Origin of the sequence: Streptomyces chattanoogensis (assembly GCF_001294335.1) — a bacterium.
Taxonomy (GTDB): domain Bacteria; phylum Actinomycetota; class Actinomycetes; order Streptomycetales; family Streptomycetaceae; genus Streptomyces; species Streptomyces chattanoogensis.
The window spans coordinates 30,449-46,767 of record NZ_LGKG01000154.1; the positions used below are offsets into that span (position 1 = coordinate 30,449).

Genomic DNA, 16,319 nt, shown 5'->3' on the forward strand with positions numbered 1-16,319 from the left:
CACTGGAGGACCACCGTGTTCAGCATCACCGTCCGCGACCACCTCATGGTCGCCCACAGCTTCCGCGGCGCGGTCTTCGGCCCGGCGCAGCGCCTGCACGGCGCGACCTTCGTCGTGGACGCCACCTTCCGCCGCGCCGAACTCGACGCCGACAACATCGTCGTCGACATCGGTCTGGCCACTCAGGAACTCGGCGGGGTGGTCGGGGAGTTGAACTACCGGAACCTCGACGACGAGCCGGCCTTCGCCGGCATCAACACTTCGACGGAGGCACTGGCCAAAGTGATCGCCGACCGACTTGCCGACCGCATACACGCCGGAAACCTGGGCGAGAGCGCCCGCGAGCTGGCCGGCATATCGGTCACCTTGCACGAGTCGCACATCGCCTGGGCGACCTACGAGCGCACTCTGTGACAGCCACCGGGAAGGCCGGGGAGCGCCTGCTGCACTTCGTCCTGCCCGGGGAGGTGGACGACCCCGCCGCACCCAGCGGCGGGAACACCTACGACCGGCGGCTGTGCCGTGAACTCCCGGCGGCCGGATGGCAGGTGCGCCCGTACACCGTGCCCGGGAGCGGGCCGGAGCCGGGCCCGGAAGCCCGCAGGGAACTGGCGCGGTGCCTGGCCGCATTGCCGGACGGCGCCCTCGTCCTCCTGGACGGCCTGGTGGCCTGCGGAGTCCCCGAGATCACCGCCCCCGAGGCCGGACGGCTGCGGATGGCCGTACTGGTGCACCTGCCGCTGGCCGACGAGACCGGGCTCGCCCCCGCCACGGCCCGGGAGCTGGCCGCCCGGGAGCGCCGCACCCTGCACGCCGTAGGGGCGGTGGTGGCCACGAGCCGGTGGGCCGCGCGACGGCTCGTGGCGCAGCACGGGCTGGCCGCCGACCGGGTCCATGTCGCCGCGCCGGGAGTCGACCCCGCGCCCCTCGCGCCCGGCACGGACGGCGCCACCCGGCCACAACTGCTGTGCGTCGCCGCGGTCACCCCGCGCAAGGGACAGCACCGCCTGGTGGAGGCCCTCGCCACCGTCCCCGAACTGCCCTGGACCTGCGCATGCGTGGGAGGGGCCCGAGGGGATTCCCCCTATATGACCCAACTCGCCTCAAAAGTAAAGCAACTCGGACTCGACGACCGGGTGCGGTTCGCCGGGCCGCGGGCGGGTGCGGAGCTCGAGGCGTATTACGCGGCGGCCGATCTCCTGGTGCTCACCTCGTACGCCGAGACCTACGGGATGGTCGTCACCGAGGCCCTGGCGCGCGGAATTCCCGTACTGGCCACGGCCGTCGGCGGCGTCCCGGAGGCCGTCGGAAGCGCCCCGGACGGCAGGGTGCCGGGCCTCCTCGTACCGTCCGACGACCCGGCGGCGCTCTCCGGCGCGCTGCGCGGCTGGCTCGGGGACCCGGAACTGCGGCAACGCCTCAAGATTCTGGCGCGCGGGCGGCGTGCCACGCTGGAAGGGTGGGAGATGACGGCGCACAACCTGGCGGCGGCACTGGAACGGCTTCGGCACGAGCCCGTTCGGCCCAAACCCGTCCGGCACGAGCCCGGGACGGCCGGGTGAACGCCTCCGGGGGCGCCGCGGCCGACCCGGCGGAGGGCGAGGGCTCACGGCCGCGATTCGCCCCGGAATGGCTGGAGTTGCGCGAGCCCGCCGATGCGGCAGCCCGCACACCCGAACTCCTCCGGCCGCTGCGCGCCGCACTGGCCGCCCGCGCCGGGAGCCCACGCCCGACGGTGATCCGCGATCTGGGCTGCGGCACCGGCTCCATGGGCCGCTGGCTCGCCGTCCGGCTGCCCGGCCCGCAGCACTGGATCCTGTACGACCATGACCCCGCGCTGCTCGCCCGCGCCGCGCACGGCATGCCCCCGGCCGCCGCCGACGCCGGTGCCGTAACGGCCACCACGGAACGGGGTGACCTCGCCCGGCTGACCGCCGCCGAGCTCGCCGGCACCTCACTGGTCACCGCCTCGGCCCTGCTCGATCTCCTCACCCATGACGAGGTGGCCGCGCTCGCCGAGGCGTGCGTGGACGCCGGCTGCCCCGCCCTGTTCGCGCTCTCCGTGGCGGGCCGCGTCGAACTCACCCCGTACGAACCGTTCGACGCGGACCTCACCGCCGCCTTCAACGACCATCAGCGCCGCACGGCCGGCGGCCGGCGGCTGCTCGGCCCGGATGCGGCCGCCGCGGCCACGGCGGCGTTCGAGCGGTGTGGCGCCGCGGTCATGACGCGGCCCAGCCCCTGGCGGCTCGGCGGCAAGGAGGCCGCGCTCACCGCCGAATGGCTGCGCGGCTGGGTGGGCGCCGCGTGCGAGCAGCGGCCGGAGTTGGCGGCCCGCGCGGACGCGTATCTACGACGGCGGCTGGAGGCCTGCGCGGCGGGGGAGTTGCGGGTCACCGTGCACCACACGGATCTGCTGGCGCTGCCCGGGCCACGCCCGGCGACCGGCTGAGGAAACCGTCCGCATGATCGCGAACCGCGCGGACGCGAACCGCACAAACGGAAACTGCACGATCGCGAACCGCATGATCCGTACGCTCCGGGCGATCCGCATGAGGAGGCGATCCGGGTCCGGGTGGGCGCGGCTGCGGACGGTGGGCGGACTGTGCATCCTCGCGGTGCTGGTGTGGCACCTGGGCTCCGACGCCTTCCTCGACGGCCTGGGCAGAATCGACGTCCCCACGCTGCTGTCCGCCCTCGGAATCGGCCTGCTGACCACAGTGTTCAGCGCCTGGCGCTGGTGCCTGGTGGCCCGCGGCCTCGGCCTGCGGCTGCCACTCGGCCGGGCCGTCGCCGACTACTACCGCGCCCTGTTCCTCAATGCCGCGCTCCCCGGCGGTGTGGTCGGTGACGTCCACCGCGCGGTACGGCACGGCCGGAGCGCCCGCGACCTCGGACGCGCCGTCCGCGCCGTCGTCCTGGAACGCACCGCGGGCCAGCTCGTGCTGCTGGTCGCCGGCGCGGCGGTGCTGCTGGTCCGGCCGTCGCCGGCCCTCGCGCAGGTGGGCCGCGTGCTGAGCACACCCGGCGCGGCACTCGCGGCGGCCGCGGTCACCGTACTGGCGATCGCCGTTGCCTACTGGACCCGAGGCGCCTCCCGCGCCGGACGCGCCCTCCGCACCACGCTGACCGAGGCCCGCCAGGCCCTCTTCGCCCGCGCCACTTGGCCGGGCGTGGCCTTCTCGTCCGCGGTGGTTCTCGCGGGATATCTCGGGATGTTCGTGCTCGCCGCCCGCGTGTCGGGAGTCGGCGCACCGCTCGCCGAGCTGGTCCCGCTGGTTGTGCTCGCGCTGCTGGCGATGGCCGTGCCGCTGAACGTGGGCGGGTGGGGCCCGCGGGAAGGCGTCGCGGCATGGGCCTTCGGCGCGGCCGGGCTGGGCGCGGCGCAGGGGCTCACCGCGTCCGTTGTCTACGGCGCCCTTGCGTTTGTCGCGAGCTTGCCGGGTGCCGCCGTGCTGGTGGTGCGCTGGGTCGCCGGGATACGGGCCGGAGGCGCGAGGAACGCGAGGCGGGAGGCCGAAGAGGAAGAGAGGGAGGGGGAAGGAGACTTGGCTGTGCAGCCTGCGCAGGCTGCACAGGGTGCGACGGGCGGGAAGGGCCGGAAGGGCGCGGCGAATGAAGCCGGTGAGGTACAGACCACGCCCTGAGGAGCCCTCAACCCCCAAGAAACCCCAAGGGGACCCCATGAAGCCTCATGAAGTCTCAAGAAGCCCACAAGGACTCCTCAAGCTTTCACCACCTCCGGAACGTACCGCACCGCAGGGAACCAATCACTCTCCGTAATTCGTTGCCGAAATAAGGAGAGGAGGAGGCGGCGCAAGGCACACGGCACAAGGCCGGGCACCGGCCGCAGGGGCAAGCCGGGGCCGCAGGGGCAAGCCGGATGCGTCTGCTCAAGCCGGTGCGCCACCCTCAGGACACGTGCCGGGCCCCCGTAGCTCGAGTTCGAAAAGAGTGTCCTCGCCGAGCAGGGTGCGCCGCAGCGCAGGGCGGAGTGCGTCGCGCATCACCGGGGTTCCGGGAAAGCGCAGGCCGGGGACGCCGTCGCCGAGCAGCACCGGGGCGACGGTGAGATAGAGCCGGTCCAGCGCCCCATCCTGCAGGAAGCGGGAGACGGTGACGCCCCCGCCTTCGACCAGCACCCGGCCCAGCCCACGCCGTGCCAGCGCCGCGAGGAGGCGACGCGGCGCGAAGGCGGCGGCGTCGGGCAGCGCGAGGACGTCCACGCTGCTGCCGGGCGCATGCCCGGCACCCTCCGGACCCACCACCCACACCGTGGGCGCGGCACCATCGGTGAACAGCTGGTGCCCGCGTGGCACCCGGCCGTGCGGGTCGAGCACGACGCGTACGGGGTTGTCGCCGGTGCAGGCGCGCACCGTCAGCCGGGGATCGTCCGCCGTGGCGGTCCCGGCGCCGACGATCACCGCGTCGGCCAGTGCGCGCAGCCGGTGCAGATGGCGGCGGTCCTCCTCGCCGGTGACATAGTCCGCGTCGCCGGTGCGGGTCGCGATGAAGCCGTCCAGGCTCTGGCCGAGCTGGGCGAAGGCGATACGGGGGCCGGCCAGGCAGAGCGGCAGATAGCGGTCGGCCAGCTGCGCCGCCTCGGGCGAGGCATGCTGCGCCCAGCGGCCCGGCACCAGCCCGGCGGCCTCGGCATCTTCCGCGGTGCGGATGCGGCGCAGCCGGTCCCACGCCGTGCTCTCGTCGAATGCCTCAGTCGCCGTGGTCTTGTCGAGCGTCTCAGTCATGGGCCTGCGCTTCCGTGGCGGCATCGGCGGCATCTGTACCGGCATCTGAACCGACATGGGCACCGGCATCCGTACCGCTGGCCGTACCGGCACGCATACCGGCGTGGGCCCGTGCTTCGGTGTGGAAGAGAGCGGCGTATTCGGCGAATGCGTCGACCAGGCCGGCCAGCAGTTTCTCGCCCTTCTGCGCGGAGGCGAGGGACGGCCGGCCGATGATGCCGGAGTCCGTATAGGCCGCCATGCCGAGGGTGAGCAGATGCTTTCGGTCGTCGGCGATGCAGTCCGCCGATTCCGCCGGTTCCGTCGATGTGTAACCGGGGCGGACCAATTCGGGGTGGGCGTGGAGGAGGATGGAGGTTTCCACTTCGCCCGCGTGCATATCGGTGTGGGCGGTGGTCTGTGCTCCCGCCCGCTTGCGTGCCGCGTCCCAGTCGGCCGAGCCGGGGAAGTGTGCCATACGGGTCCCCGTCCCGCCAGATTCCTGAACGACGTTGCGCAGTACGTAATTTCCGCCGTGGCCGTTGATGAGAATCAGGGTGTGGATGCCGGAGGCACGGAGGGAATCGGCGATGTCCGTCACAACGGCGTGCAGGGTACGGGCCGAGATGCTGACCGTGCCCGGCCATGCGGCGTGTTCGTGGGAGCAGGAGATGGTGAGCGGCGGAAGGAGATGGACGGGATGGACGGCGGCGATCTCTTCGGCGATGGTGCAGGCGATGACCGTATCGGTGGTCAATGGCAGGAAGGGGCCGTGCTGTTCGAAGCTGCCGATGGGCAAAAGGGCCCATTGCGGCCGCCGGGCCCGTACGTCCTCGGTGGTGTCGGCCGGCAGCAGGCCACGGCCCGAATTCCTGGATATCGATGCGGTCATGGTGGGTTGCGGCCTTTCCTCGCGCTCACTCGCCCTCGCCGGGATGTCGCAGCATAGGCATCACGGAAGATCATGCCAACTGGCCGCCCCCGCCGGTACCATCGCGCCATGACGGAGCCGGATACTGCTGCCGAAGCCCCTGTTGATGCCCCTGTTGATGCCTTTGTTGACGGCCTTGTTGACGGCCCTGTTGGTGCCGATACGGCTGTCGGTACCGCCACCCCCGGTACCGGTGACGGTATCCGGGCCGGTGCCGGAATTGATACCGGTGCCGGAATCGCCGCCGATGACGGCATTTCAGCGGAACAGCACGGGCGAAACGAGCGGGTCGAGCGGGTGGTGGAGGTCCGTCTCCCCACGGCGCACGGCGAATTCCTCGCCGTCGGCTATCTCGACCTCCGCAGCGGGATCGAGCAAGTGGCCCTGGTCCACGGCGATGTGCCGGGGGACGCGGCGGGGGAGCGGGTGCTGACCCGGGTCCATTCGGAGTGTCTGACCGGTGATGCCTTCGCGTCCACGCACTGCGAATGCGGTGACCAGTTGTCCGCGGCGATGGAGGCGATCGTGGCGGCCGGGCGCGGAATTCTGGTTTATCTGCAGGGGCACGAGGGCCGGGGGATAGGGCTGCTGGCCAAGCTCCGGGCGATGAAACTGCAGGAGGCTGGGCTGGACACGGTCGACGCGAATATCGCGCTCGGCCTGCCGGTCGATGCCCGTGAATACGGTGTAGCGGCCGGAATTCTGCGGGACCTCGGCGTGCGTTCCGTAAGGCTGCTGTCGAACAATCCGCGGAAGCGGGCGGCGCTGCTGCGGCACGGTATCGCCGTCGCCGAACAGGTGCCGCTGCTGATGCCGCCCGGCGTGGAGAACATCCGCTATCTGCGGGCGAAACGGGAACGGCTCGATCACGACCTGCCGCATCTGGACGGTATTCCGCATCTCGATGCCATTCCCGGGCCTCCTGACCTTCCCCGGCCTCCCGGCTCTCCCGGGCTTTCTGGGCCCTCCGGAAGCCGGGCGGGTAACGCGTAAAGCCGGGCGGGCAACGCGTAAGGCGGGCTGTGGCGGATGTGGCAGATGTGAGGGGACGGGAAAGCGCAAGGGCCCGCGACGCGGAAAGCGTCGCGGGCCCTGCCAGTGGGACCCTGCTCGGTGAGCGTCAGGACGCCACGGGTGCCGGTTCGGCGGCCACGGCCTGTCGCGCCGGTGTGACGACGCGCTCCGCGAGATGACCGAAGAGCAGCCCGAAGGCGGTCCACAGCACCAGCTGGATGCCGAGCGTCGACAGCCGGAACTGCCAGAGCAGCGTGCCGGAGAACCCGTGCGGCACATTGTCGAACGACGGCAGGAAGGCGTAGGCGATCCCGACGGCGACCACGAATGCGGCGCCGGCCGCCACCGTGGCGTACCAATTGCCCAGCTTGGGAGCCAGGCGCCGGCCGAGGAGCGTTGCGCCGACGGCCAGCAGGATGCCCAGCAGCATCATCAGGAAGTACAGGGCGGTGCGCTGGCCGATGGTGTCCGGGTCACCGACGGCCGGCGGGTTGGCCGGGTACTTCAGGAACGGTACGAGGTAGACCACCAGCGCCGCGCCGGACAGCAGGACAGCGGTGGTCCGGGCGCCGAAGCGGCCGATCCGGCCCAGTGCGAAGCAGAAGACCAGAGCGGCGATACCGCCCAGTGCCACGCCGTAGACCAGCACACCGGTCGCCAGTCCCGCCGTGGACTGCATGGCGCGGCTGACGACCTCCACCTCGTGCCCGTGGTCGTGGCTGTGGCCTTCCTCGAACGCGATGGCGGCGTCCACCCGCGGTTCGCCCAGGAAGTAGGCGACGACGAAGGCGAGGACGCCCGCTGCCAGACCGGCGAGCATGCCGCGTACGAGGAGATTTCTGATGGTGAGGGAGTTCATGGAACGGCGCCCGCTCAGTGGCAGGGGAAGCCGAGCAGGTGGCGTCCGTCGTGGACCCACTCGTGGACGTCCGTACCGGAGAGGAGTGAGGTGGCGCCCTGCTCGGCGCCGATGAAGTACAGCAGAACCAGCATCAGGACGCCGACGAACAGCGCCCACGGGGCGATCGCCTTGAGGGGGAGCGGGGCCGGGGCTTCGGTGCCGGCGGCCGGAGCGGCGATGGTCTGAGCCATGGCAGGGGACCTCCTGTTAGGGGGAACTCGCGTCCCTAGTCGTTGGAGTGCCGAAGCGACATGCCGGGTCTGGCTCGCCCGGTCCCGGCCCCCTTGGGGCTGCGTCAAAACCGGACATACAGTGGCGCGACCGCGCCGGGATCCCACCGGCTTCCGTCATGTCGTCGTCAATATCATCGGGAAGGTACCGCGAACCGACCGGCGGGCCAAGGTCACACAGGGGGCGGAGGGTCGCAGGAGGGGGCGCGCGATCCGGCCAACTTCCTTTTGGCGCAAGGCTGTTGGCGTGATAAAGGCGATGTGAAAGCAGAGGTCATGACAACTCGGGTGATGTTGATCTCACCGGCCGCGGGTTTGGCGCAGCGCGAGGTCCGTTTCGACGACGACGGGCCGCTGGGCGAGGCCGGTGTGCGGCGGGCCCGCGCCACGGCCGGGACCTGGCCGGCCGCGGACCGGATCGTGATCTCGCCCTCCGTCCGGTGCCGTCGTACCGCCGAGGAGCTCGGACTGCCGGCGGACCCCGCGCCCGAGCCGGGGCCGCCGGGCTGTGCGATGGGCCGCTGGCGGGGGCGGACGCTGGCCGAGGTGGCCGGCGCCGAGGCGGAGGCGGTGTCCGCCTGGCTGTCGGACCCCGGTTTTGCGGGGCACGGCGGGGAGTCGCTGCGTGAGCTGTGCGTACGGACCGAGGCCTGGCTCGCGGGTCTGGCCGCCACGTCCGGGCGTGTCCTGGCGGTGGTGGAGGTGGATGTGGTGCGCGCCGCCGTGGTGGCCGCCCTGGGGGTACCGGCGGAGACCTTCTGGCGCCTGGATGTTCCGCCGCTCACCGTGACCGAGCTCAGCGGCCGGGGCGGGCGCTGGAACCTGGGGCTGGGGCGGGCGCCGCGCCTGGGCTGACCGGGCCGGGCCGGCCCTTGCGTCAGGCGTCAGGGCTGACTGCCGGGCCCGCTCGCCCCGCTCGGCCCGTCGTCTCCACGGAAACCCGTCCCTCCATCTACACATAAAGGCGACATAAGCGCAGAATAAAGAGAGCGGTTCCCATGCCGCGATTCGGCCAGGCTTGTGAACGAAGGAGGCGAGTCGGATGGCCGACCTCTCGCACCAAAGGGGCACTCTCGCGGGTCACCCCGACGTTACTGAGATGAGGGAGCGCTACGAGCGTGTTCTCGGCGGGCGTGATGTGATCCTCGTGGACGGGCCGGTGTTCCTGGTCGGCCTGTACTGCGCCGTATCACCATTCATCGTCCACTTCGCGGCCACGCAGCCCGCTCTGCTGATGCACAACCTGATCCTCGGCATCGCCATCGCGCTGCTGGCGGTCGGGTTCACCGTCGCGCCGGCCCGGATGTACGGCCTGAGCGGCGCGATGTGTGCGATGGGCGTGTGGATGATCGTGTCGCCGTGGATCGTCGGCACCGGCCCGGACGCGGGGGTGATCTGGAACAACATCGTGATCGGGGCCCTTACGTTCCTGCTGGGGGCGATGTGCATCGGTGTGGCTGCGAAGAGCCGCCGCGAGACATGAGGCATACCTGCAGGAGCAGGTGACAGACGGCCGGCCCGCTCGCCCTTACCGAGGGTGGGTGGGCCGGCCGCCGTCCGGGGCCAGGAGATGCCCGGAGACTCCGGCCAGCACCAGGCCGCCCGCCACCAGCAGGCCCTGCCCCAGCGCGATGCCGGCACCCAGGCCGCCGAGTGCCGCGGTCAGCAGCAGCCAGGCGGTGCCCCGCCTCAACTGCCCGGCGCGGTCGCCGAGTTGGCGGTCGTCGTCGCAGGACACGGGGCGTTCCTCCCTCCTGGAGCGGCCCGGCGGCCGTGTCGTACGGGCGGATTCCGGGGGCCATTGCCCGGGTGATCCAGAGAACTTAGGGTTCCCTAATAAAGGGTGCGTGCGGTATCAGAACGACCGCGACGCCACAGGCGTTGTTGTGCCCTGTGCAGCCCCGCCCGTAACCCAGCAAGCCCTGCCCGTAAGGCCGTTGAGCAGAGAGGTGTTCCCCGATGTCCCCTGAGAACCGGTCCTTCCCGTCCCCTGAGAGCCAGTCGCCGGACCAGGCCCGCGGGGTGCTGACCCGGATCGCCTACGGAGCCATGGCGGCGCAGGCGGTGGGCGCCGCCGCCCGTTTCCGGATCGCCGACCTGATCGGCGACGGTGAGCGTACGGCGGACGAACTGGCGGCGGACTGCGTGGTCCGGTCCGAGGCCATGGGCCGCTTACTGAGAGCGCTGGCCGGGCTGGGGCTGCTGGCCGAGAACACCCCGGGGCGGTTCGCGCTCACCCCGGCCGGGGCCCTGCTGCGCAGTGACGGGCCGGAGTCGCTGCACTCCTTCATACGGATGTTCACCGACCCCGCCATGCTCAGAGCCTGGGAGCACCTGGATGACAGCCTGCGGACCGGCGAGCCGGCCTTCGACGCGGTCTTCGGCAAGGACTTCTTCGGCTATCTCGCCGAGGATCCGGAACTCTCCGCCGAGTTCAATGCCGCGATGGGCCAGGCCACCCGCGATACGGCGGCGCTGGTGCCGGGGGCCTTCGACTTCGGCCGCTTCACGACGGTGGCCGACATCGGAGGGGGCGACGGCACGCTCCTCGCCGCGATCCTGACGGCGCATCCGTCGCTGCACGGCATCGTCTTCGACCTCAGGGAGGGGCTCGCCCAGGCCCCGGACAACCTGGCGCGGCACGGGGTCGAGGGCCGTACGTCCCTGGTGAGCGGGGACTTCTTCACCACGGCTCCCGAGGGCGCCGACCTGTATCTCCTCAAGAGCGTGATCCACGACTGGAACGACGAGCAGTGCACGGACATCCTCCGGCACTGCCGGCGGGCCGTCCCGGACCACGGCGGGCTGCTGATCATCGAGCCGGTGCTGCCGCCCGTCGTGGACCCCGCGGCCGACGGCCTCGCCTATATCGTCGACCTCAACATGCTGGTCAACGTCGGGGGCCGGGAGCGCACCCGGGACGACTTCGAGCGGCTGTGCAGGGGTGCGGGCTTCGCGCTGCGGTCCGTGACGCCGCTGCCCGGCCCCAGCCGCTTCTCCCTGATCGAGGCCGAGCCGGTGTGATGCCGACCGGCGCCGGGCCGCTGTGAGGCGCGGCGGGCGGGGCCGACGGGGCGGGCGGGGCGTGCGGAAGGGTCGCACATTGGGTTAAATCGATTCTGTGGGCAGTGGCCCGCCGGACGACCGGCCCGCCGGACCGCCCGCCCCGGGAGGGAGTGCCCGGTGACCGTTCCGCACGTCGACGATCACGAAGACTTCGACGATGCCGACCGCGGCTTTATCGCACCCCTCCACCCGCCCGAGGTCGTGACGGCGGACGGACGGGTGGTCTGGGACGCCGAGGCATACAGCTTCCTGGCCGGAAACTGCCCCGACACAGCGCACGAGAGCCTGTGGCGGCAGGGCCGGCTGGTCAGCCGGCAGGGCCTGTACGAGGTGACGGACGGCATCTATCAGGTGCGTGGTCTGGACCTGTCCAATATGACGCTGGTCGAGGGCGATCACGGCGTTCTCGTCATCGACCCGCTCGCCTCCGCCGAGACCGCGGCCGCCGCGCTGGAGCTCTACCGCAAACACCGCGGGGACCGTCCGGTCACCGGCCTGATCTACACCCACTCGCACCCGGACCACTTCGGCGGCGGCCGGGGCGTCCTGCCGCACGGCCACGGCACCGCGCCGGTCCTCGCGCCCGCCGGTTTCCTGGAGCACGCCGTCAGCGACACCGTGTACGCGGGGACGGCGATGTCCCGGCGCGCCGTCTACATGTACGGCTCGGGGCTCCCCAGCGGCCCGGCCGGCCAGATCGGCTGCGGTCTCGGTGCCGCCATGTCCACCGGTACCGTCACCCTCATCCCGCCGACCGTGGACGTCACCCGTACCGGCCAGGAGGAGATCGTCGACGGGGTGCAGATCGTCTTCCAGCTCACCCCGGGCACCGAGGCGCCCGCGGAGATGAACTTCTTCTTCCCGGCCCACCAGGCGCTGTGCATGGCCGAGAACGCCACCCACACCATGCACAACATCCTGACCCTGCGCGGCGCGGCCGTCCGCGACGCCCGGAACTGGTCCCGCTATCTCAACGAGGCGTTGGCGCTGTTCGGCACCGACGCGGAGATCGCCTTCGCCTCGCACCACTGGCCGACCTGGGGCAACGAGCGGATCCGCCGTCTGCTGGCGAACCAGCGCGATCTGTACGCGTATCTGCACGACCAGACGCTCCGGCTGCTCAACCAGGGTCTGACCGGCACCGAGATCGCCGAGGAGCTGCGGCTGCCGCCGGGCCTGGAGCGGTCCTGGGCCGGGCACGGCTACTACGGCTCGCTCAGCCATAACGTCAAGGCGATCTATCAGCGTTACATGGGCTGGTTCGACGGGAATCCGGCGCATCTGTGGGAGCATCCGCCGGCCGAGCTGGCCCGGCGGTACGTCGATGCCCTGGGCGGCGTGGACGCCACCGTCGAGGCCGGGAAGCGGTACGCGGACGGCGGCGACCTCCGTTTCGCGGCCACCCTGCTCAACCACGCGGTGTTCGCCGAGCCGGGGCACGTCGCCGCCCGCCAGGAGCTCGCCGCCGTCTACGACCGGCTGGGCCACGGCTGCGAGAACGGCACCTGGCGCAACTTCTATCTGACCGGTGCCATGGAACTGCGCGGCACCCCCGCCGCCGTACGGGTGGACACCACCCACCCGGAGATGGCCGGGGCGCTGACCGTCGACCAGCTCCTCGATTCGCTCGCCATCCGCATCGACGGCCCCCGGGCCTGGACGGCCGCCCGCACCTTCGACTGGTACCTGGCCGACGAGGACCGCACCTGGCATCTGACCCTCTCCAACGGGGCGCTCACCCACCTCAGTTCGCCGGGCCCGCCGAACGCCGCCCCGGAGCGCCGCCCGGATCTGACCCTCACCCTCACCAAGCCCCAGCTGCTGGACCTCCTCGCGGGCCGGGGTGCGGCCGGCGTCGGACAGGAGGGCGAGGCGGGCGCGCTGAACGAGCTGCTCGGGCTGCTCGGCGATGCCGTCCCCGACTTCCCGATCGTGACGCCGTGACGGGCATGCCCCGGTGCATCAGGAACCGGCCGGCAGCGGACGCCGAAGGGGAGGAGACCGCCCTCGCGTCTTAGGTTAGGCTTGCCTAAGTTTATTCGAGGCGAGGGGATGCGGCGTGTGGGATTCCGAGCTGTCCGGGCGGACGGCGCTGGTCACCGGCGCCGGGCGGGGCATCGGTGAGGCCGTGGCGCGACTGCTGGCCGAGGAGGGCGCGCGGGTGATCGCCGTGGACCGGGACGCGCACGGCATAGCCGCCCTGGAGGCCGGGTACGGGCGCGCGCGGATCACCGCCCGCGCCGTCGACATCACCGACCGCACGGCCGTCGACGCCCTGGTGGACGACGCCGAACGCACCGTCGGCCCGCTGGACATCCTCGTCAACGTGGCCGGTGTGCTGCGGACCGCGTCCGTCGTCGACCTCACCGACCAGGACTGGGACGACACCTTCGCCGTCAACACCACCGGCGTCTTCCGGATCTCCCGCGCCGTGGCCCGCAGAATGACCGCCCGCCGGTCCGGCAGCATCATCACCGTGGGCTCCCACGCGGTGGGCGTACCACGGGCCGGGCTGGCCGCGTACGCCGCGTCCAAGGCCGCCGCGACCCTCTTCACCAAATCCCTCGGCCTGGAACTGGCGGGCAGCGGAGTGCGCTGCAACGTGGTGTCCCCCGGCTGCACTTACGGGGACCACCAGGCCCCGCACCTCGACACCCCCCTCGGCCGGATCGCCGAACCCCTCGACATCGCCGAGGCCGTCGCCTTTCTCGTCTCCGACCGCGCCCGCCACATCACCATGCACGACCTCTACGTCGACGGCGGCGCGACGCAGTACGCCTGACCGGGCGTCGTCCCCGTACCCCACCGCATCTCCTCGCTCCCCCTACCGGCGAAAGGCCCCTCGATGGTGCGCCCCCTCTCCGTTCCGCTCACCGCCGCCCAGCTCGCCCTCTGGCACGCACAGGCCCGCGACCCGGACAGCCCCGCCCACACCCTCGCGGCCTGCGTCGAGATCCACGGCCCGCTCGACCCCGTGCGCTTCGCCGAGGCGCTGCACCGGACCGTCGGCGAGACCGACGCGCTGCGCGTCCGCATCGAGGAAACGCCCGACGGGCCACGGCAGTTCCCGCTCGAGATCGAGGCGCCCGGACACGGCTTCGCGCTGCACGCCGCCGGCCTGCTCGACCTGGGAGACCCGGACGCGGTGGCCCACGCCTGGATGCGCGACGACCTCGCCCGCCCCTTCGATCTCGCCGGCGGCCCGCTCTTCCGCAACGCCCTCTTCCAGGTCGGCGAGCGCCGCTGGCTGTGGTACCAGCGCGTCCATCACCTCGCCCTCGACACCTACGGCTTCGGGCTCGTCGTACGCCGCGTCGCCGCCCTCTACACCACTCTCGCCGCGGGGGAGGAGCCCGGCCCCAGCCCCTTCGGGCGGCTCGCGGACCTGGCCGCCGAGGAAGCCGCGTACCGGGCGAGCGCGGCATACGACACCGACCGCGCCCACTGGCGCCACGCCTTCGCCGACCGCCCCCAGGCCCCCACCCTCGCCGGACGCACCGCCCCCGCCGTGCGCACCGCGCTGCGCACCACCGCCTGGCTCGGCACCGAACTCACCGAGCGGATCGACGCCCTGGCCGGGGCCGTCCGCGCCACCTGGCCCGACGTCCTCATCGCCACCCAGGCGCGCTACGTCGCCGAGGTCACCCGCAGCCCCGAGGTCGTCCTCGGCCTCCCGATGCGCGGCCGGATGGGCGCCACGGCGCTCCGCGTCCCCGGCACCGTCGGCAATGTCCTGCCGCTGCGGCTGTCCGTACCCCCGGAGGCGACCTTCGCCGACCTCACCCGCCAGGTGGTCCTCGGCATCCGCGCCGCCCGCCGCCACCAGCGCTACCGCCACGAGGACATCCGCCGCGACCTCGGCCTGCCCGCCACGGGACGCCCCCTGACCGGACCAGGCATCCACCTCATGCTCTGCGACGACGCCCCCGCCTTCGCCGGCGCACCGTCCGACATCCACCAGCTCTCCGCCGGCGCCGTCGACGATCTCACCCTCACCCTCCACCGCCGCACCGGCGACCCCGGCCTGCGGATCGACCACGACGCCAACCCCACCGTGTACGGGGAACAGGAACTCGCCGCCCACCAGGACCGTTTCCTGGACCTGCTCGGCCGTGTCGCGGACGCGGACCCGCATGCGGCGGCTGCCCCGGGGCGTCTCGTGGAGCACTGAGACCCGGCTGCCGGGGCACCCCGGACCGCGCCGCCCCGCGGCCCCGGGCCGTCTGATGAACTGACGCCGGACAACACCGCCCCCGCCCGGCACGCCGGAAGGACCCCTCAGCCCATGCCCGACCGCGACGACTGCGTACTCCTGCACACCGACGGCCGCGCCGGCCGCCTCACCCTCAACCGGCCGCACGCCCTCAACGCCCTCGACCACACCATGGTGCGCCGCATCGCCGCGGCCCTCGACGACTGGGAGCGGGACCCGGCGGTGACCACCGTGGTGATCGGCGGGGCCGGTGGGCGCGGGCTGTGTGCCGGCGGTGACATCCGCGCCATCCATGACGACGTCCGCGCGGGCGGCGGGGCCGCGTCCCGGGCGTTCTGGCGCGACGAGTACCGGCTCAACGTACGGATCGCCCGCTACCCGAAGACCTGTGTCGCCCTGATGGACGGCATCGTGATGGGCGGCGGCGTCGGGGTCTCGGCGCACGGCGACGTACGGATCGTCACCGAACGTTCGCGGGTCGCCATGCCGGAGACCGGGATCGGCTTCGTCCCCGACGTGGGCGGGACGTTCCTGCTCTCCCGTGCACCCGGCGAGCTGGGCACCCATCTCGCGCTCACCGGAGACCCGGCCGGCGCCGCCGACGCCCTGCTCTGCGGCCTCGCCGACCACTTCGTGCCCGCCGCGCGGCTCCCGGAGTTCGCCACGGCGCTCTCCGGTGCCGACGTGACCGAGGCACTGCGCCGTCACGCCGCCCCCGTACCCGACGGCGAACTGGCCGGGCACCGTTCCTGGATCGACGCCTGCTACGCCGCCGACTCGGTCGAGGAGATCGTCGCGCGCCTGGAGGACAGCGGCGAACAGGCCGCGAAGCAGGCGGCGGGAACCCTGCTGAGCCGGTCGCCCACGGCCCTGAAGGTCACCCTCGCCGCACTGCGCAGGGCCCGGACGCTCGGGTCGCTGGAGGAGGTCATGGACCAGGAGTACCGCGTCTCGTGCGCGGCGCTCGGCGGCCCCGATCTCGTCGAGGGCGTCCGCGCCCGGATCATCGACAAGGACCGCAACCCGCGCTGGTCCCCGGCGCTGCTGCGCGAGGTGTCCGATGCCGAAGTCGCCCGCCACTTCCTGCCGTTGGGGAACGAGGAGCTCGGTCTGGCCGCGGGGCGGACGTCAACCTCGTCACAGCAAACCATCGGGTGATGCCCTGCCCCAGCGGCACCGACGGCCGGGCCCTGACTCCGCGGGCTCCTGGTGACGCCGATGGGCGAACGGGTCCGTC

16 protein-coding genes and 1 pseudogene are annotated in these 16,319 nt (G+C 72.2%); 12 read left to right on the forward strand and 5 right to left on the reverse strand.

Annotated features, from left to right (window positions below; genetic code table 11):
* The first annotated feature begins 15 nt into the window (after nucleotides 1-15).
* The 4 genes from ADL29_RS27210 to ADL29_RS27225 all read left to right on the forward strand — a co-directional run bounded on the left by ADL29_RS27210 (nucleotide 16) and on the right by ADL29_RS27225 (nucleotide 3,647).
* Nucleotides 16-414, forward strand: a complete 399-nt coding sequence (locus ADL29_RS27210) for a 6-pyruvoyl trahydropterin synthase family protein (RefSeq protein WP_053926226.1) — start codon at nucleotides 16-18, stop codon at nucleotides 412-414.
* Complete coding sequence (locus tag ADL29_RS27215) at nucleotides 411-1,562, forward strand: glycosyltransferase family 4 protein (protein WP_053926227.1); 1,152 nt, start codon at nucleotides 411-413, stop codon at nucleotides 1,560-1,562. The genes ADL29_RS27210 and ADL29_RS27215 overlap by 4 nt, the downstream gene beginning before the upstream one ends.
* A complete protein-coding gene (locus tag ADL29_RS27220) occupies nucleotides 1,559-2,452 on the forward strand; it encodes a methyltransferase domain-containing protein (protein WP_053926228.1) in 894 nt (297 codons plus the stop codon). Before ADL29_RS27215 ends, ADL29_RS27220 begins: the two co-directional genes overlap by 4 nt.
* A gap of 100 nt (nucleotides 2,453-2,552) precedes the next feature.
* Nucleotides 2,553-3,647, forward strand: coding sequence for a lysylphosphatidylglycerol synthase transmembrane domain-containing protein (locus tag ADL29_RS27225; RefSeq protein WP_078971327.1), 1,095 nt, complete (start codon nucleotides 2,553-2,555; stop codon nucleotides 3,645-3,647).
* A 246-nt stretch (nucleotides 3,648-3,893) separates the two neighbouring features.
* Here the strand turns inward: ADL29_RS27225 and ADL29_RS27230 are convergent, their stop codons facing one another.
* Complete coding sequence (locus ADL29_RS27230; RefSeq protein ID WP_053926229.1) at nucleotides 3,894-4,748, reverse strand: RibD family protein; 855 nt, start codon at nucleotides 4,746-4,748, stop codon at nucleotides 3,894-3,896.
* Complete coding sequence (locus ADL29_RS27235; protein WP_078971323.1) at nucleotides 4,741-5,619, reverse strand: creatininase family protein; 879 nt, start codon at nucleotides 5,617-5,619, stop codon at nucleotides 4,741-4,743. Before ADL29_RS27235 ends, ADL29_RS27230 begins: the two co-directional genes overlap by 8 nt.
* 276 nt (nucleotides 5,620-5,895) lie before the next feature.
* On the opposite strand from ADL29_RS27235, the pseudogene ribA reads away from it, so the two are divergent.
* Nucleotides 5,896-6,561: pseudogene (ribA, locus tag ADL29_RS27240) on the forward strand (GTP cyclohydrolase II RibA); the annotation flags it as partial.
* Between the two features lie 217 nt (nucleotides 6,562-6,778).
* Here the strand turns inward: ribA and ADL29_RS27245 are convergent.
* Together ADL29_RS27245 and ADL29_RS27250 are read right to left on the reverse strand one after the other, a co-directional pair.
* Nucleotides 6,779-7,531: a CbtA family protein gene (locus ADL29_RS27245; protein WP_053926230.1), complete on the reverse strand. Its 753-nt coding sequence runs from the start codon at nucleotides 7,529-7,531 to the stop codon at nucleotides 6,779-6,781.
* Nucleotides 7,532-7,545: 14 nt separating this feature from the next.
* Nucleotides 7,546-7,764 (reverse strand): CbtB domain-containing protein, encoded by a 219-nt coding sequence (locus ADL29_RS27250; protein ID WP_046929440.1) that lies wholly within the window; start codon nucleotides 7,762-7,764, stop codon nucleotides 7,546-7,548.
* 330 nt (nucleotides 7,765-8,094) lie between these two features.
* On the opposite strand from ADL29_RS27250, the gene ADL29_RS27255 reads away from it, so the two are divergent.
* Together ADL29_RS27255 and ADL29_RS27260 are read left to right on the forward strand one after the other, a co-directional pair.
* Nucleotides 8,095-8,658 (forward strand): histidine phosphatase family protein, encoded by a 564-nt coding sequence (locus ADL29_RS27255; RefSeq protein ID WP_245689648.1) that lies wholly within the window; start codon nucleotides 8,095-8,097, stop codon nucleotides 8,656-8,658.
* Nucleotides 8,659-8,845: 187 nt separating this feature from the next.
* Nucleotides 8,846-9,286: an SPW repeat protein gene (locus tag ADL29_RS27260; RefSeq protein ID WP_053926232.1), complete on the forward strand. Its 441-nt coding sequence runs from the start codon at nucleotides 8,846-8,848 to the stop codon at nucleotides 9,284-9,286.
* Nucleotides 9,287-9,331: 45 nt separating this feature from the next.
* Here the strand turns inward: ADL29_RS27260 and ADL29_RS27265 are convergent, their stop codons facing one another.
* A complete protein-coding gene (locus tag ADL29_RS27265) occupies nucleotides 9,332-9,541 on the reverse strand; it encodes a hypothetical protein (protein ID WP_053926233.1) in 210 nt (69 codons plus the stop codon).
* A 221-nt stretch (nucleotides 9,542-9,762) separates the two neighbouring features.
* On the opposite strand from ADL29_RS27265, the gene ADL29_RS27270 reads away from it, so the two are divergent.
* From ADL29_RS27270 to ADL29_RS27290, 5 genes are all read left to right on the forward strand, one after another.
* Nucleotides 9,763-10,827 carry a methyltransferase gene (locus ADL29_RS27270; protein ID WP_053926234.1) on the forward strand — a complete coding sequence of 355 codons (1,065 nt, stop codon included), beginning with the start codon at nucleotides 9,763-9,765 and terminating at the stop codon, nucleotides 10,825-10,827.
* A 159-nt stretch (nucleotides 10,828-10,986) separates the two neighbouring features.
* A complete protein-coding gene (locus tag ADL29_RS27275; protein WP_053926235.1) occupies nucleotides 10,987-12,813 on the forward strand; it encodes an alkyl/aryl-sulfatase in 1,827 nt (608 codons plus the stop codon).
* Nucleotides 12,814-12,928: 115 nt separating this feature from the next.
* Nucleotides 12,929-13,651, forward strand: coding sequence for an SDR family NAD(P)-dependent oxidoreductase (locus ADL29_RS27280; protein ID WP_053926236.1), 723 nt, complete (start codon nucleotides 12,929-12,931; stop codon nucleotides 13,649-13,651).
* A gap of 63 nt (nucleotides 13,652-13,714) precedes the next feature.
* The gene (locus ADL29_RS27285; protein WP_053926237.1) at nucleotides 13,715-15,040 is read left to right on the forward strand and encodes a condensation domain-containing protein; all 1,326 of its coding nucleotides are present in this window, start codon (nucleotides 13,715-13,717) and stop codon (nucleotides 15,038-15,040) included.
* 114 nt (nucleotides 15,041-15,154) lie between these two features.
* On the forward strand, nucleotides 15,155-16,240 hold the full coding sequence (locus tag ADL29_RS27290; RefSeq protein ID WP_053926238.1) for an enoyl-CoA hydratase/isomerase family protein: 1,086 nt from the start codon (nucleotides 15,155-15,157) through the stop codon (nucleotides 16,238-16,240).
* Nucleotides 16,241-16,319 lie beyond the last annotated feature (79 nt).

Coding starts and splice junctions, on each gene's coding strand:
- ADL29_RS27225 (WP_078971327.1), top strand. CDS start 2,553: ATGAGGAGGCGATCCGGGTCCGGGTGGGCGCGGCTGCGGACGGTGGGC.
- ADL29_RS27230 (WP_053926229.1), bottom strand. CDS start 4,748: ATGACTGAGACGCTCGACAAGACCACGGCGACTGAGGCATTCGACGAG.
- ADL29_RS27235 (WP_078971323.1), bottom strand. CDS start 5,619: ATGACCGCATCGATATCCAGGAATTCGGGCCGTGGCCTGCTGCCGGCC.
- ADL29_RS27245 (WP_053926230.1), bottom strand. CDS start 7,531: ATGAACTCCCTCACCATCAGAAATCTCCTCGTACGCGGCATGCTCGCC.
- ADL29_RS27250 (WP_046929440.1), bottom strand. CDS start 7,764: ATGGCTCAGACCATCGCCGCTCCGGCCGCCGGCACCGAAGCCCCGGCC.
- ADL29_RS27255 (WP_245689648.1), top strand. CDS start 8,095: ATGTTGATCTCACCGGCCGCGGGTTTGGCGCAGCGCGAGGTCCGTTTC.
- ADL29_RS27260 (WP_053926232.1), top strand. CDS start 8,846: ATGGCCGACCTCTCGCACCAAAGGGGCACTCTCGCGGGTCACCCCGAC.
- ADL29_RS27270 (WP_053926234.1), top strand. CDS start 9,763: ATGTCCCCTGAGAACCGGTCCTTCCCGTCCCCTGAGAGCCAGTCGCCG.
- ADL29_RS27285 (WP_053926237.1), top strand. CDS start 13,715: ATGGTGCGCCCCCTCTCCGTTCCGCTCACCGCCGCCCAGCTCGCCCTC.
- ADL29_RS27290 (WP_053926238.1), top strand. CDS start 15,155: ATGCCCGACCGCGACGACTGCGTACTCCTGCACACCGACGGCCGCGCC.